This is a genomic window from Pseudomonas sp. H1_F01 (genome assembly GCF_054681425.1).
On the sequence record NZ_CP162823.1, the window covers coordinates 4,388,717 to 4,402,092 of the forward strand.

15 protein-coding genes are annotated in these 13,376 nt (G+C 58.7%); 11 read left to right on the forward strand and 4 right to left on the reverse strand.

What is annotated here, in order from left to right:
- From AB4O09_RS19770 to AB4O09_RS19795, 6 genes are read left to right on the forward strand one after another with little or no spacing between them, the layout of a single operon-like run.
- Positions 1-414 carry a TIGR03750 family conjugal transfer protein gene (locus AB4O09_RS19770; RefSeq protein ID WP_027912521.1) on the forward strand — a complete coding sequence of 138 codons (414 nt, stop codon included), beginning with the start codon at positions 1-3 and terminating at the stop codon, positions 412-414.
- Entirely contained in the window at positions 411-1,052 is a 642-nt protein-coding gene (locus AB4O09_RS19775; RefSeq protein WP_027912522.1) for a PFL_4703 family integrating conjugative element protein, read from the forward strand. Before AB4O09_RS19770 ends, AB4O09_RS19775 begins: the two co-directional genes overlap by 4 nt.
- Complete coding sequence (locus tag AB4O09_RS19780; protein ID WP_027912523.1) at positions 1,049-1,861, forward strand: TIGR03749 family integrating conjugative element protein; 813 nt, start codon at positions 1,049-1,051, stop codon at positions 1,859-1,861. The genes AB4O09_RS19775 and AB4O09_RS19780 overlap by 4 nt, the downstream gene beginning before the upstream one ends.
- On the forward strand, positions 1,851-3,368 hold the full coding sequence (locus tag AB4O09_RS19785; RefSeq protein ID WP_460108433.1) for a TIGR03752 family integrating conjugative element protein: 1,518 nt from the start codon (positions 1,851-1,853) through the stop codon (positions 3,366-3,368). Before AB4O09_RS19780 ends, AB4O09_RS19785 begins: the two co-directional genes overlap by 11 nt.
- Positions 3,331-3,747: a TIGR03751 family conjugal transfer lipoprotein gene (locus AB4O09_RS19790; RefSeq protein WP_032833227.1), complete on the forward strand. Its 417-nt coding sequence runs from the start codon at positions 3,331-3,333 to the stop codon at positions 3,745-3,747. The genes AB4O09_RS19785 and AB4O09_RS19790 overlap by 38 nt, the downstream gene beginning before the upstream one ends.
- The gene (locus AB4O09_RS19795) at positions 3,747-6,494 is read left to right on the forward strand and encodes a conjugative transfer ATPase (protein WP_027912526.1); all 2,748 of its coding nucleotides are present in this window, start codon (positions 3,747-3,749) and stop codon (positions 6,492-6,494) included. Before AB4O09_RS19790 ends, AB4O09_RS19795 begins: the two co-directional genes overlap by 1 nt.
- Before the next feature lie 24 nt (positions 6,495-6,518).
- On the opposite strand, the gene AB4O09_RS19800 is transcribed toward AB4O09_RS19795, so the two are convergent.
- The 3 genes from AB4O09_RS19800 to AB4O09_RS19810 all read right to left on the reverse strand — a co-directional run bounded on the left by AB4O09_RS19800 (position 6,519) and on the right by AB4O09_RS19810 (position 7,953).
- Positions 6,519-7,265 (reverse strand): zeta toxin family protein, encoded by a 747-nt coding sequence (locus AB4O09_RS19800; RefSeq protein WP_025214491.1) that lies wholly within the window; start codon positions 7,263-7,265, stop codon positions 6,519-6,521.
- A complete protein-coding gene (locus AB4O09_RS19805; protein WP_017529804.1) occupies positions 7,262-7,510 on the reverse strand; it encodes a hypothetical protein in 249 nt (82 codons plus the stop codon). Before AB4O09_RS19805 ends, AB4O09_RS19800 begins: the two co-directional genes overlap by 4 nt.
- Positions 7,511-7,695: 185 nt before the next feature.
- Positions 7,696-7,953: a LasR-specific antiactivator QslA gene (locus AB4O09_RS19810; RefSeq protein WP_080712583.1), complete on the reverse strand. Its 258-nt coding sequence runs from the start codon at positions 7,951-7,953 to the stop codon at positions 7,696-7,698.
- A 158-nt stretch (positions 7,954-8,111) separates the two neighbouring features.
- Between AB4O09_RS19810 and AB4O09_RS19815 the strand changes: the two genes are divergently transcribed.
- From AB4O09_RS19815 to AB4O09_RS19835, 5 genes are all read left to right on the forward strand, one after another.
- A complete protein-coding gene (locus AB4O09_RS19815; RefSeq protein WP_027912527.1) occupies positions 8,112-8,366 on the forward strand; it encodes a helix-turn-helix domain-containing protein in 255 nt (84 codons plus the stop codon).
- Positions 8,367-8,481: 115 nt separating this feature from the next.
- Positions 8,482-9,438, forward strand: a complete 957-nt coding sequence (locus tag AB4O09_RS19820; protein WP_027912528.1) for a TIGR03756 family integrating conjugative element protein — start codon at positions 8,482-8,484, stop codon at positions 9,436-9,438.
- A complete protein-coding gene (locus AB4O09_RS19825) occupies positions 9,435-10,817 on the forward strand; it encodes an integrating conjugative element protein (protein ID WP_027912529.1) in 1,383 nt (460 codons plus the stop codon). Before AB4O09_RS19820 ends, AB4O09_RS19825 begins: the two co-directional genes overlap by 4 nt.
- Positions 10,818-10,820: 3 nt before the next feature.
- Positions 10,821-11,129, forward strand: a complete 309-nt coding sequence (locus tag AB4O09_RS19830) for a hypothetical protein (RefSeq protein WP_027912530.1) — start codon at positions 10,821-10,823, stop codon at positions 11,127-11,129.
- Between the two features lie 10 nt (positions 11,130-11,139).
- On the forward strand, positions 11,140-12,681 hold the full coding sequence (locus tag AB4O09_RS19835) for a conjugal transfer protein TraG N-terminal domain-containing protein (protein ID WP_027912531.1): 1,542 nt from the start codon (positions 11,140-11,142) through the stop codon (positions 12,679-12,681).
- On the opposite strand, the gene AB4O09_RS19840 is transcribed toward AB4O09_RS19835, so the two are convergent.
- Positions 12,670-13,068, reverse strand: coding sequence for a DUF3742 family protein (locus tag AB4O09_RS19840; protein WP_027912532.1), 399 nt, complete (start codon positions 13,066-13,068; stop codon positions 12,670-12,672). The genes AB4O09_RS19835 and AB4O09_RS19840 overlap by 12 nt on opposite strands.
- Positions 13,069-13,376: the final 308 nt, after the last annotated feature.

Genomic DNA, 13,376 nt, shown 5'->3' on the forward strand with positions numbered 1-13,376 from the left:
ATGAACGACAGTATCGAACGCCTTGCCGACGGCACCTTGGTCTTTCTGCCGGAGCGACTCAACCGTGACCCCGCTGTATTGCGCGGTTTGACCAATGATGAGATGTGGGTAGCACTCGGCATCGGCGCCGTCATTGGCCTTCTGCTGGGCGTTCCTCTGGCAATCGCCACCGCTTCCATTGCCGTCGCGCCCACCAGCATGATCGCGGGCATGGCGGTGGTGTTATTGGCCGGTGGCACGCTGCTGCGTCGGGCCAAGCGTGCCCGCCCCGAGACCTGGTTGTACCGCAAGTTGGAATGGATACTCGCCAGCCGTTGGCGCCTGGGTCGAGGGAGTTTAATCCTTCACTCCGGCGTCTGGACGGTTCGCCGTTCGCGTCGACTGCGCCCTGCTCTGTCCCGGTGGCCGTCATGAGCCGTTTTCGGAACAAGGTGGATGCCCAACAGGCTCATATCTACAGCCTGCGCCTGGCAGTAATGATCCTTGCCCTGGTCTGTGCCGGGCTCTGGTACGGCTGGCGCTCGGCACCGACCGATCTGACCGTGCATGTACCACCAGATCTGCGCTCGGGCAGCACGCGCAAGTGGTGGGATATCCCCTCAGAGAATGTCTATGCCTTTGCCCTGTACATCTTTGGTCAGCTCAACCGCTGGCCCTCGGATGGCGAGCTGGATTATCGCCGCGCCATCTATGGCTTGCAGTCCTATCTGACGCCCGCCTGCAAGGCCTTCCTCGACGGCGACTACGAATACCGCAAGGCCGCCGGCGAACTGCGCCAGCGGGTGCGCGGCGTCTACGAAATTCTGGGCCGGGGCTATAGCGAAGATCCAGAACTCAGGGTCAAGCAACTCGATCGTGATAGCTGGCTGGTCACCCTCGACCTCAACGCCGATGAGTATTACGCCGCGGAACCGGTGAAACGGGTGGTGGTGCGTTATCCATTACGCGTGGTGCGTTTTGATCTGGACCCCGAACGCAATAAGTGGGGACTGGCGCTGGATTGTTATCAGGGCACGCCGCAGAAAATCTCCCTGCCTGGAGGTGAGCCATGAAGCGAATCTCTATTCTGGGACTCACCGTCTCACTGTTGCTTTGGGGAGCTGCAGCGCAGGCCGTCGAGTTGATGCGCTGGGAACGCCTTCCCCTTGCGGTCCCGCTGGTGATCAATCAAGAACGAGTGGTCTTTATCGATGAGGCTGTTCGAGTCGGCGTACCCTTAACTCTGACCGGCAAACTGCGTGTGCAATCAACCGGCGGCACGCTGTACCTGCGCGCGTCAGAAGCCATTGCACCTACTCGACTGCAACTTCAATCAGTCACGACGGGCGAGATCATCCTACTGGATATCGCGGCCACGCCTGGTGATCAACCGCTGGAGCCTGTGCGTATTCTCAAGACTACTCAGATGCAAGCTACCGAGGCTGAATCGAGCACCGTCCCTGTTCCAGAGCGTACACCGATCCCGGTCGCTTTGACGCGCTACGCCGCGCAAAGCCTGTACGCGCCGCTACGCACCGTGGAGTCTCTGCCCGGTGTACGCCGCGTCCCGCTCAAGCTGCGCACCGAACTGCCAACCCTGCTGCCGACCGAAAACGTGTCCAGCACACCCATCGCCGCCTGGCGACTCGGTGATTACTGGGTGACGGCGGTGAAGTTGCGCAATCGTGGTTCAGAGACGGTGCAACTCGATCCGCGTCGGCTTCAGGCCAAGCTGTTCGCTGGGGCCTTCCAGCATGCGTTCCTCGGGCCGGTCGGCAGCGCTGAAGACACCACGGTCGCCTACCTCGTCACTCGCGGTGCCGGCCTCGAAAACGCCGTACTGCCACCGCCCGTAGCGCGGGGTGCTGACGATGAAAGCTAACGCCTTGCTCAAATGGCTGGTACCGGCTGCGCTGCTGGCCGTGGTGATGATCATCCTGAAAACCTGGGTCGCGGGTAGCAGCGCGCCCGCTCCAGAGAGCTCGGTTGATCAGGGCAACCTTCAGTTATCCGCCGAGCAAGCCAAGTCGCTCGGCATTGCTGGCGATACTCCACGCGACACGGTCGCCACCTTGGTCGGCCAGGTGAAGGCCATGCGCAGCGACATGCTCGGTTTGAAAAAACACAACGATTCGCTGCAGACGGAGAACAACCGCCTTCGCGAGCGGGAAAACAGTGTTGATTCGCGTATCCAGACGGCGCTTGGCAGCGTGACTCAACAGGTCGACGAAGGTCGCCGACAAGCCAACGAGGCTCGACTCAAAGCGGAACAAGACAGTCGCCAGGCCCGCGGTTTGCTGACGCAATTGCAGGAGCAGCTGTCGGGGCTGACCGGCAAAGACAAGGATATGCCTATCGGACTGGGGCTTGAGCCGGGCGACGGCTCCCAGTTCGAACGGCAGCATTCTGCCAATGATGCACTGCAGTGGATTGAGCCCTCGGATGCTCTGTCCACCGCCCCCCAGGGCAAAACCAAGACCGCGTCCGCTCTGAGTCTGCCTACTGCGTTCAGCTCATTGGAGGGCTTGAAGGACAATGCCATCGACCGCAGCCAGAAGCAGTTACGCGAGGTCACCAAGGGTGAACGTGACCTGACACGCTCCGCTGATCGTACCGAAGGCGCGAAGCCGGTCTACACCATTCCAGAAAACGCGACATTGATGGGCTCGGTCGCCATGACCGCGCTGATCGGCCGGGTCCCGGTGGACGGCACCGTGAATGATCCCTACCCCTTCAAGGTGCTGGTTGGTCCGGAGAACCTGACAGCCAACGGCATCGACCTGCCGGACGTCGCAGGGGCCGTGATGAGCGGCACAGCCTCCGGCGACTGGACCCTGTCGTGCGTACGCGGACAGGTCGAGTCAATTACCTTTGTGTTTACCGACGGCACCATTCGCACGGTGCCTCAGCCGAAGGCAGTAGCCAGTCGCAATGCCACCACCACCCAGAGCTCAAACACCGACAAGATTCGTGGCGGACTCGGTTACCTGTCCGATCCGTATGGCATTCCTTGCATTGCCGGTGAGCGCCGCTCAAACGCTCAACAGTACCTCGGCAGCCAGAGCTTGATCACGGCCGCTGGCGCCGGTGTCGCCGCCTTGCTCGGGGATGAGCAGAACAACAGCAGCGTGATCAGTTCGGGCGGCAGTACGCTCGGGGTCGCCAGCAGCAGTGGCAATAGCGCGCTGAATTCAATTCTCAGTGGTGGGGTAAGCGACATCCGGGAGTGGATCAACAAACTCTATGGCGAGACCTTTGCTGCCGTATACGTGCCACCGGCCGCCCAAGTCGCGCTGCACCTCGACCGTGAGATCACCATCGACTACGAGCCCAAGGGCCGGAGCGTTCGCCATGAAAAAGACCATGCCTCTCTGCCTGACATGGATTAGTGTGTTTTCCTTGGTCCTGACAGGGTGTTCCACTGACAAGGACACGCTGCTGCCCCATGGCGAGCAAACCATGCTGGACATCTGGAACGGTGCAGGGTCGCAAGGCACTCAGCAGCAACTGCTGGATGCTCGGCAGCAGTTACGCCGCCCGCTGGCTCAGGCAGATGTCTCCGCGGCTCTCCAGGAACCGTACACGCGCACAGCGGCGAACGAGATCCGCAACTTGTTCCCTCGCCTGCCCAATCCCGATCTGGTGCTGTACGTGTATCCGCACCTGAGCGGTACCGAGCAGGCACCGATCCCAGGTTACTCCACCGTCTTTCCGTTCTACCAACGGGTGCAGTACGCATTGCCGGGTGAACGTCAAGAAGACCTGTAGTGCGTACCGCCGATTCGGGCAAGCGCACTTCTGCGTGGAAGGCCTGGCGCAACCCATTGCGCCCTCGAGCGACCCTGGCCGATGAAGCTGCACTCTACGCGCACAACCCCAGCTTCACCGATCACCTGCCTTGGGTCGAGTACCTCGACACCGAGCAGTGTTTTCTGCTCGATGACAATCGCTCGGTGGGCGCGGTGTTCGAGTTGCTGCCCATCGGCACTGAAGGGCGCGAACCCGATTGGCTTGTGACAGCCCGCGATGCCCTCGAAGACGCCCTGCAGGATAGCTTTGACGAACTGGACCAAGCGCCTTGGGTGGCGCAGTTTTTCTGCCAGGACGATAACGATTTCACCCCCTACCTGACGCGGCTCACCGATTACATTCAAGACAGCGCGCGAGGCACGGTCTTCACCGAAACGTTTTTGGAACTCAGTCGTCGTCACCTGAAGGCCATCGCCAAGCCGGGAGGTCTGTTCGAGGACAAGGCCGTCACGCGCCTACCCTGGCGCGGCAATAATCGACTGGTGCGCCTGGTGATCTATCGCTGGATTGAGTCTGGCGCCGAGGAGATGGGACTCAGTCCAGTGCAATCCCTGCAGCAGGCTTGCGAACGTATCGTGGCTTCGTTGCAGGCATGCGGGGTGCAATCGACGCGAGTCGATGGCCAAGGTCTGTATGCCTGGTTATTGCCCTGGTTCAATCCGGCACCCAGGCTCACCGACGAAGACCCCGAGGAATTCTACCGCCGCGTGGCCTATCCGGAGTCGGGCGACGGCGAGTCGCTGGAACTGCCCTTCGATCATGACTTCGCCGAGAGGCTGTTCTTCAACGAACCGCGCTCGGATGTCCAGCACGGGCTCTGGTTTTTCGATGATCAACCCCATCGGGTCATGGTGGTGGACAAGCTGCGCCGAGCGCCCTTGATTGGTCAACTCACCGGAGAAACCCGCAAAGGTGACGCGGTGAATGCACTGTTCGACCAGTTACCCGAAGGTACAGTCATGAGTCTAACCTTGGTGGTCAAACCGCAGGATGTACTTGAGGAGCAGTTGAACCGCCTGGCGCGCAAAGCCATCGGTGAAAACCTGGCCTCGACCCAGACCCGTCAGGATGTCGAAGAGGCTCGCGCGGTCATCGGCCGCCAGCACAAGCTGTACCGGGGAACCCTGGCCTTCTACGTGCGTGGTCACGATGAACAGCAACTGCACCAGCGCTCGGTCAGTCTGGCCAATGCACTACTGGGTGCGGGCCTGCAGCCGGTACGTGAAGGCGACGAGGTTGCCACCTGTAACAGTTATCTGCGTTGGTTACCGATGGCCTACAACCCGGCCCGCGACACGCGCAACTGGTACACACGCCTGATGTTCGTCCAGCACCTGGCAAACCTGGTCCCGGTGTGGGGTCGCAGCACCGGCACCGGCCACCCGGGCATCACCCTGTTCAATCGTGGTGGCTCGCCGTTGAGCTTTGATCCGTTGTCTCGACTAGACCGGGCTATGAACGGCCATCTGCTGCTGTTCGGTCCGACCGGCGCCGGTAAGTCGGCCACCCTGGTCACCCTGCTGATGCAGGTCATGGCGGTGTACCGCCCTCGCCTGTTTATCGTGGAGGCCGGCAACTCATTCGGCTTGCAGGGCGACTACTTCGCAACGCAAGGCCTGTCGGTCAATAAGGTCCAATTGAAACCTGGTACCGCGATCAATCTCACCCCGTTCGCCGATGCCTGGCGCCTGGTCGAACAACCGGATCAGGTGGCAAGTCTGTCGATCGATGAGTGGGACGATGAGGTAATAACCAGTCGCGAAGACCAACGTGATGTTCTCGGAGAACTAGAAATCACCGCCCGCCTGATGATCACCGGCGGCGAAGCCAAGGAAGAAGCGCGCCTGAGTCGAGCCGATCGCAGCTTGATCCGCGAGTGCATCCTAGATGCGGCACAGACCTGTGTCGCAGCGGAGCGCCAGGTACTGACCCGCGACGTGCGCGACGCGTTGCTGCGCGTCGCCGCCGACCCGCACTTGCCAGAGAAACGTCGCGAGCGTGCCCAGGAAATGGGCGAGTCCATGGACCTGTTTTGCCAGGGTTTCGAGGGTGAACTGTTCGATCGTGAAGGCACGCCTTGGCCAGAGAGCGATGTGACCATTGTCGATCTGGCCACCTACGCTCGCGAAGGCTACGAGGCACAGATGTCCATCAGCTACATCAGCCTGATGAACACCGTGAATAACCTTGCCGAACGAGACCAGTACCTGGGCCGACCGATCATCATGGTCACCGACGAGGGCCATATCATCACCAAGAACCCGCTGCTGGCACCCTTCGTGGTCAAGGGCACGAAGATGTGGCGCAAGCTCGGCGCGTGGTTCTGGCTGGCGACGCAAAATCTTGCCGACTTCCCCACCGCCGCGCAGACCATGCTCAACATGATCGAATGGTGGATTTGCTTGAACATGCCGCCCGCGGAAATCGAAGAAATCGCACGGTTCAAGAAACTCACGCCGGCACAGAAAGCCTTGCTGCTCTCCGCCAGTAAGGAGCCGGTGAAATACACTGAGGGGGTCGTGCTATCGAAGAAGCTCGAGACGCTGTTTCGGGCCGTGCCGCCAAGTCTTTATCTCGCCCTGGCCATGACGGAGCCCGAGGAAAAAGCCGAACGCTGGACACTGATGCAGAGCACCGGCTGCTCGGAACTGGAGGCGGCTTACCGGGTAGCTGAACGGATCGATAGGATGCGAGGAATTAAGTGAAACGGAGCTGATCCTAGGTTTCGATCAACCCGGCAGCAAATCCTTGAAAACCTTCTCCACGTAGGCTTGCATGAACCAGTCAGGGATCTCATCAGCCCTGAACTCAAGGTCAGTCCCGTCTGTTACTTCAGCGAGCAGCACCAGATCAGCGCCGGAGTTATCAAAGATATAAGCCCGGTTCGAGGCTGCGATGGCTGCTGGCAATAGGTTCAGGCAACGACCGTAGCGCTGCACAATTTTTTCCGTGGGGACTGGGTGCCCACCTGCCGCAACACGGTTCTTGACCCTGTTGATATTGATGTCAGGATCTTCAGTGGCGACAAAGTAGAGGTAGGTTCGATATCCCGACGCTTTTGCCTTAAGCATAAAAGCGACTTTGTCCTCGCTAGACATCACCGTTTCGAAGGTGAAAGACAACTGGGCTTCAAGGAGCTTGTGCCGCATGAAATCAGAGAGCACGGAAGCAAAATAGGAATTCATCGCGACGGACTGGAAATTCAGGCCGTTATTGCTGAAGTCTATATTGGATGCCTCTTCAACGAGCTGGGTCGACCGAATCAGTCGGTGCGCCTTGATAAAGCCGAGAACCTCGTCGCCTTCGACTTCCAGTTGAAAATCGCTGAACTCCAGGCGTCCGCCCTCTTTGGCAGCCTTTTCGATTTCATCCGGGTTGATGTAGATCCCGATCAGGTGGGAAGGGACGGCACTTTTCATTGTGCTTTTACCGGAACCATTAGGGCCGGCAAACACCCTCAGCCGAGGGACGGTCATGAGCAGCGGTGCACCTTGATAATCCCGCCCAAGGTCACTTTATGCTTGGGCTTGGCCACTCGAATAACCTTGTGCTTACCGTCGGCAGTCGTCTCAACGAGCTTGCCGTCCATCACTTCCATCACGCTGCGTCCGGCCGCCAGCGCGTTGATATAGGCCGTATTGATCGCACCTTCAGCCATGGCTGGGATTTTACCCTCCAGTCGGCTCACCAGATCGTCACTCAACACTTGGTCGGCTTTCATATCGCGCTCCACGTTCTCAGAGCGTGCAGAATCTGCACTTATCAGAATCCCAGCTACGTAAATCTGTTTGTCACAGACCAACGCCACTTCTGTCAGATCTCCATTCTAGAGGAATGGAGCCTGGAACCATACCTTCCAGTAAATTTTCCCGTGTAGGCCATATCGTCAGGGTTGGAGCCGCACGGCTACGGTGAAACGCCTTGAAGCCGTTGCTGAACTCTCAATAAAAATCCTGCTTCGAAAGCATCCTGAGATTCTCCTGCCGGACAAGTCTTCCGAGACTGCGCCAGTTCCCACCACAGTGGTACGTCACCGGGTGTATTAAGCCAGGCCTGGGCGCATTGCACGCCACGTTCGATCATAGGCGCAAATTCGCTGCCCCACGGTGTCAAAAGGCTCGGGCAGCCGTCCGCCGCCGGAATTGAAACGTAATTTTCGTCCATAGACACCTTAGCTTTCGATTATTTATTAATGCTCGGTCTGTTCTAAGCAGCATAGAAACAAAATTGACACTCGGCTTAAGCATCAAAAAAGCCCGAATCAGAGCCAATGTAGACTATATCCCGTGGATTGAGAGTCCCTCAAGGCGCAGTTTGCGCGCATGACTCAAGACTTCGAACAGCTCCGTCTGCAACTCGCGGAAAATATCCGCTCGATGCGACGCGTGAAGAACCTTACCCAGGAGCAATTGGCGCTCATGGCCGAGGTGGATCGTACCTACGTGAGTCAAATCGAACGAGGGGTAGGCAACCCGTCGTTATTGGTCCTCTGCAAACTCGCCAACATTTTCGAGATCAAAACGGATCAGTTGCTCATTGAGTCTGACGTGCTTGCTCGTACACTGAGCGCTGAATGACCCTCTGCTGATCTAGAAGATCGCTATAAACCGACAATTCTGCGTTCGGCTTTCTCACTGACACCCCTCTCTCAATTATTGAACCTGTCCAGGCCATACACTCAGAGTCTGGATCATGTTTGCTGCCTGCCCGCACATTTCGCCCCAGAAGCTACATCCTTTGGTGCTGAGCTTTCTGCTGGCATCCGGGCCAAGCGTAGCGTTGGATACCGGCAGCATTACCGCCTCCGTGCTTTCTCCAGACTGCCTCGAGTACAGGGTCGTCGGCATCTGCTTCTGGTTGCTCTGCACCCCTTTTGGCTGCACGGTTAAAACCTCAACCAAGGTTCGTCATTTCATTCCTGAGCTAGTGGTCTCGAGCTATGCCACCACCGGTGCCAATCCCTGGACCGAGATGGCCGCCCTATCCTCTCCTATCAGTGGTGCGGAAGGAGGCGGTAACCTGATCACGCCGAACACACAGCGCGATAATCTGCCTCGTTTCAAAAACGTTGATGCCATCGGTCATCCAGGCGGCTGGGCCGCCACGCAACTGGCCTCGCAATCCGGCTACGCCTGCGCCAGCGGTGCCACGGCGTTCATGCCCTACTACCTGAGCACTTGGGACTCACTGGCCTGGCGTCATGGCATCCCGGAAAGCCTCTACCCCGAGTCACTCGTGCCGGGAATCCGTGAAATCGGTCGTCAGCTCGCGGGCAACATGTGGGGCAACGTCTATCCCCGGCAAGGATTTTTGGTGCAACCCGACGACTTCAAAGCCGCTGCGGTGATGGCGCAGCGAGCGGGTGACGTCATTACCCGCAACTGGCAGCCGCACGTGTATGTCCCGCTCACATCCGTACCACGCGATGGTTATTGGCCGCCTGGCCCAATCGTTGAAAACGACGCTTCGACCCACAAATGGCAATTGCTCTCTCCCGTGGTTCAACCCACATGTGCCATCTTCCCCAGCGATCCGGTGCAGAGCGCGGATGGAGGCTACGCCTGGTCGCTGTGGCGTCCTTATAGCTGCTGCAAGCGTGAGGGACAGACCTTCCTGTTCAGCATCGACTTCGAAGGTGGTGCTTCATGAGGCGGCTTCTTGCAGGACCATGGTTGGGCCCGATGAGTTTGTTGCTCTGCGGACTGCTCGCCGTGGCCACGCATGCCCACGCCGCCGAGGACGATTACCGTCTAGGCACTCAAGGCGAAGTGCTCGACGACCGGGTGATGTACACCATCGGTGGCGGCTCGGCAGCGGGCTCGCCGAGCTCGCTCTATCGCCCCAACGGGCTCGGTGTCGGCGGATCCTGGCAAGCGAACATGATGTGCGGAAACATGAGCCTCACCAACACCCTGCAAAACCAGTTGAATGGCGTCACCGAAGGGTTCCAGCAGATCATGGGCAGCATTGTGCAGAACGCGACCCAAGCAGTGATGTCGCTGCCGGCGTTGATCATCCAGCGTGCCAACCCGGGTCTCTATGAGTTGTTGAGCAACGGAGTGATGCAGGGGCGTATCGACTTCGACCGTTCTAAGCTGACCTGCCAGGCCATGGCTGAGAAGATGGCGGACAAGGTCGGTCAAGCCGGCTGGGGCGCATTGGCCAAGAACCAGGAAATGCAGGGCAACCTCGAACAAACCGGCGGTGATGCGGTGGCCGCGGTGAAAAACACCGAGGCCCGTAACGGCAACAATGGGGTGTCATGGGTCGGCGGGCAGAAGGCTGGAGGTAGCGGACAAACCCCCATCCGGGCAACCTCCGATGTGGTGCGCGCGGGCTACAACCTGCTGCATAACCGGTCGGTGGATGACAGCGCCTCGATCAGTAGCAGTGATTGCTTGGGCGGCGCTATTTGCCAGGCATGGACCTCACCCCAAGAGGAATCCGAATGGGCTGTTCGAGTGTTGGGCGAGACCGAAGTCGCAACCTGCGACACCTGCGAGACTCTGCGGGCTACCGCTGGCAACGGACTGACGCCGCTGATCCAGGAGGCCTACGGTGAACATCTCAAGACCCTGCAAGGATTGCTGTCCGGTTCTCTGCCGCCTACCCCTGACAATCTGAGCAAAGCCTCCAGCCCGATGCTGCCAGTGACCCGAGGTGTGATCGAAGCCCTGCGCGACGATCCTGATCAGGAACTCCTGGCGCGGCGCCTGGCCAGTGAGACGGCCCTGTCCAGCGTGCTCGACAAAGCGCTCCTGCTATTGCGCACGCTGCTGGCAGGCAGTCACGAACCTAACATCGCTTCCGCCGAACCGGCCCAAATGGCCTTGACGAAAAACATCGACACGCTGGAGCGCGAAATCCGCCTGTTGCAGACCGAGCTGCAGGTCCGACAAATGTTGGCTACCAATACCGCCAGCCTTGCACTCGATCGACATGCCGGAGGTGCTGATGCGTCGCGTACCGTCGAGCAAGGCGACCCTGAACCTGGCCGACTCAACGACGCTGACGCCAGGCGCAAGTGAGCCATGAAACGCTCACTGCTATTCACTTTGCTTTCAAGTCTCTGGGTTGCAGCAGCGATGATCCTGGCCGCCGCACTGGTCGCCTGGATCGGCCGCACTGCGCTGGGCAGTTTCGAGGTCTGGCAGCAAGCCTTGGAATCGATACGGCCTTATCTGCGGTTGTGGCGCGCCCTGCTCTACGGCGTCCTCTTTGCACTCTGGTGCGACCTGCTGAGGCGCTACCGACATCGACCACAGGACCGACTGCGCGTGAAACGCGCCGGGACATTCGGGCTCTTGCTCTTTACCTGCGTCGAGCTCACTCGATTGTGAGGTCACCACCATGCTCATGAGCACCAACAGCTACCTGGAGTTTTACCTCTCCCTGCTGGCATGGATCATCAACAACGGTATCTGGAACGTCCTGTCCGATACTGGCCTGTTCGCCGCCCCCTTTGGTGCAATCATCTTGCAAGAATGGTTGTCGGCCCGTCAGCAAGGCGCGGATGAAGGCAACAAAGGATTGCTCTCGGTACCTCGAATTGAGAACCGGCTTTGGCTGGCCTACATTGTCGTATTGTTCGGCTGCGCGCCGGTCTTTCCGCTAAACCTCGCTTCAATGGCGTTCGACGATGCAGCGAGCCAACGCTGCGGTGTCAGCGTGGCCAAGCCAGCGGAAACCGCCTGGGGTACCACTTTCAACACCATCGGAGAACGCTCTGCCAATGTGCCAATCTGGTGGTTTCTGGTGCACGCCTTGAGTAAAGGAGTGACCGCAGCGGCCACCGCCTCCATTCCCTGCGCACCGGACATCCGACAGATGCGCATGGAGATCGACAGTTCTCGCATTGATAACCAGGTATTGCTACAGGAAGTCGCCGACTTCACTCGCGACTGCTACGGCTATTCCCGCTCTCGACTTTTCACCAACCGTCCTCAGTTGGACAAGGCACAAAGTCACGATGCGTCCTGGATCGGCTCACGCTATTTTCTCGACACGCCGGGCTACTACGATACCGATCGCTCACGGACACCGCGAGTCAGCTGGCCCTATGATGAAACCCGCGATATTTCCTTGCCACGGCTGGAGAATGGCGCGGGCTACCCCACTTGCAAACAATGGTGGAGTGACAGCGGTATCGGGTTGCGCGAACGGTTGATCGAGCAGCTTGATCCGTCGCTGCTGACTCAACTGAAAAGCTGGTTGACTGGCCGTTCAAGCAACGAAATCGAGGATGCCACGCTGCGCGAACTGGTCAGCCCGCGCCAACAATCGATGTCCATGTCGCCAGGACAGGTGTACCAGGACTACGGCTCCAGTGCTCGCGGTGGGTCGATCAATCAGGGGCTTAATAACCTGGCCACCAACACTGGGCTGGCTCTCGGCTCCTTCAGCAACTTCCCGGCGATGAATGCGCTACGCGCCGCCCTGCCCATGGTGCAGGCTTTCCTGATCATGGGCGTCATCATCAGCCTGCCACTGATCCTGCTGGTCAGTACCTACCAGCTAAAGACCGTCATGACGGTGACGTTCGCGCTGTTCACGCTGCACATGCTGACCTTCTGGTGGGAGCTGGCCCGGTGGGTCGATTCCAGCATGCTCGATACCTTGTATAACCAAGTGTCGACTTCCAATCAGGTGCTGTTGTCGCTGCCGACATCCGGATTTATGGATGGAACGGTCACGGCGCAGGTGATTGAGTATGTGATGGGGGCAATGTTCATCGTACTGCCTATGCTGTTCCTTGGAGCTATGAGCTGGACAGGATATGCAGTAGGAAACGGGATTCAAGGCATGTTGGCGAACGGCAGCAAAGCAGCAAGTGATTCAGCAAGCAAAGGTACGGATCAAGTAGTGGGGGCGGCTAGCCGCTCAATTAGATGATTTGCTGTCGCCGATGTAATGCCCGTTGTCGTCGAAGTCACCGATGTAGAGGTCGGCACCAAGGTAGTCTGCCCCGGGTGCCGCCTCATTAATATCCGCATCAATGGCAGTCTTGGACACCAGAAGTCCAATCACAGCGATCATCGTCACCACAGAAGCTACCAACCAGAAACCGATAAAGAGCAACCCAAGGATGAGTGCCAGCTTCGTAACCAGAAAGCTCCCACGAACCAATAGCCCACCCGCAGGCATACCTGTCGCCACCGCACGTTTAGCCACACGAGATTCAAATCCTTTCAACCTGCGATAAACACGTTTTACCGACATACCGCATGCATATGCCCAGCGGTGTGCGCGGGATATTTGAAGTGGCTGCTGAGCCGGCATGATTGCGCCCTCTTCTGAGCGTGTTCCTGTGGAAATCGAGCTTACAGCCTACTACTGATAATCGCCCATGCTTAACCGTTTATCAGCTTGCTCGGTCGAAAAACGCGTCACTGGAAGACAGAAGACGCAGCTCGTGCACCAGTGCCTCTATGGCCGTTGACCCATCCATATCATCCAGCTACATAGAGAGTACGGATCGCTGTTATCGACAGCACCTTCCCAGGTAGCCAGAACCTTCAAAGCTACGTCACTCCGGTGATGGTTCCCCCCTAGTGCGATTAGCGTTCGGTGGTTCGCACGGTCACGTT

Coding starts and splice junctions, on each gene's coding strand:
- AB4O09_RS19770 (WP_027912521.1), top strand. CDS start 1: ATGAACGACAGTATCGAACGCCTTGCCGACGGCACCTTGGTCTTTCTG.
- AB4O09_RS19775 (WP_027912522.1), top strand. CDS start 411: ATGAGCCGTTTTCGGAACAAGGTGGATGCCCAACAGGCTCATATCTAC.
- AB4O09_RS19780 (WP_027912523.1), top strand. CDS start 1,049: ATGAAGCGAATCTCTATTCTGGGACTCACCGTCTCACTGTTGCTTTGG.
- AB4O09_RS19785 (WP_460108433.1), top strand. CDS start 1,851: ATGAAAGCTAACGCCTTGCTCAAATGGCTGGTACCGGCTGCGCTGCTG.
- AB4O09_RS19790 (WP_032833227.1), top strand. CDS start 3,331: ATGAAAAAGACCATGCCTCTCTGCCTGACATGGATTAGTGTGTTTTCC.
- AB4O09_RS19800 (WP_025214491.1), bottom strand. CDS start 7,265: ATGACCGTCCCTCGGCTGAGGGTGTTTGCCGGCCCTAATGGTTCCGGT.
- AB4O09_RS19805 (WP_017529804.1), bottom strand. CDS start 7,510: ATGAAAGCCGACCAAGTGTTGAGTGACGATCTGGTGAGCCGACTGGAG.
- AB4O09_RS19810 (WP_080712583.1), bottom strand. CDS start 7,953: ATGGACGAAAATTACGTTTCAATTCCGGCGGCGGACGGCTGCCCGAGC.
- AB4O09_RS19815 (WP_027912527.1), top strand. CDS start 8,112: ATGACTCAAGACTTCGAACAGCTCCGTCTGCAACTCGCGGAAAATATC.
- AB4O09_RS19820 (WP_027912528.1), top strand. CDS start 8,482: ATGTTTGCTGCCTGCCCGCACATTTCGCCCCAGAAGCTACATCCTTTG.
- AB4O09_RS19825 (WP_027912529.1), top strand. CDS start 9,435: ATGAGGCGGCTTCTTGCAGGACCATGGTTGGGCCCGATGAGTTTGTTG.
- AB4O09_RS19830 (WP_027912530.1), top strand. CDS start 10,821: ATGAAACGCTCACTGCTATTCACTTTGCTTTCAAGTCTCTGGGTTGCA.
- AB4O09_RS19835 (WP_027912531.1), top strand. CDS start 11,140: ATGCTCATGAGCACCAACAGCTACCTGGAGTTTTACCTCTCCCTGCTG.
- AB4O09_RS19840 (WP_027912532.1), bottom strand. CDS start 13,068: ATGCCGGCTCAGCAGCCACTTCAAATATCCCGCGCACACCGCTGGGCA.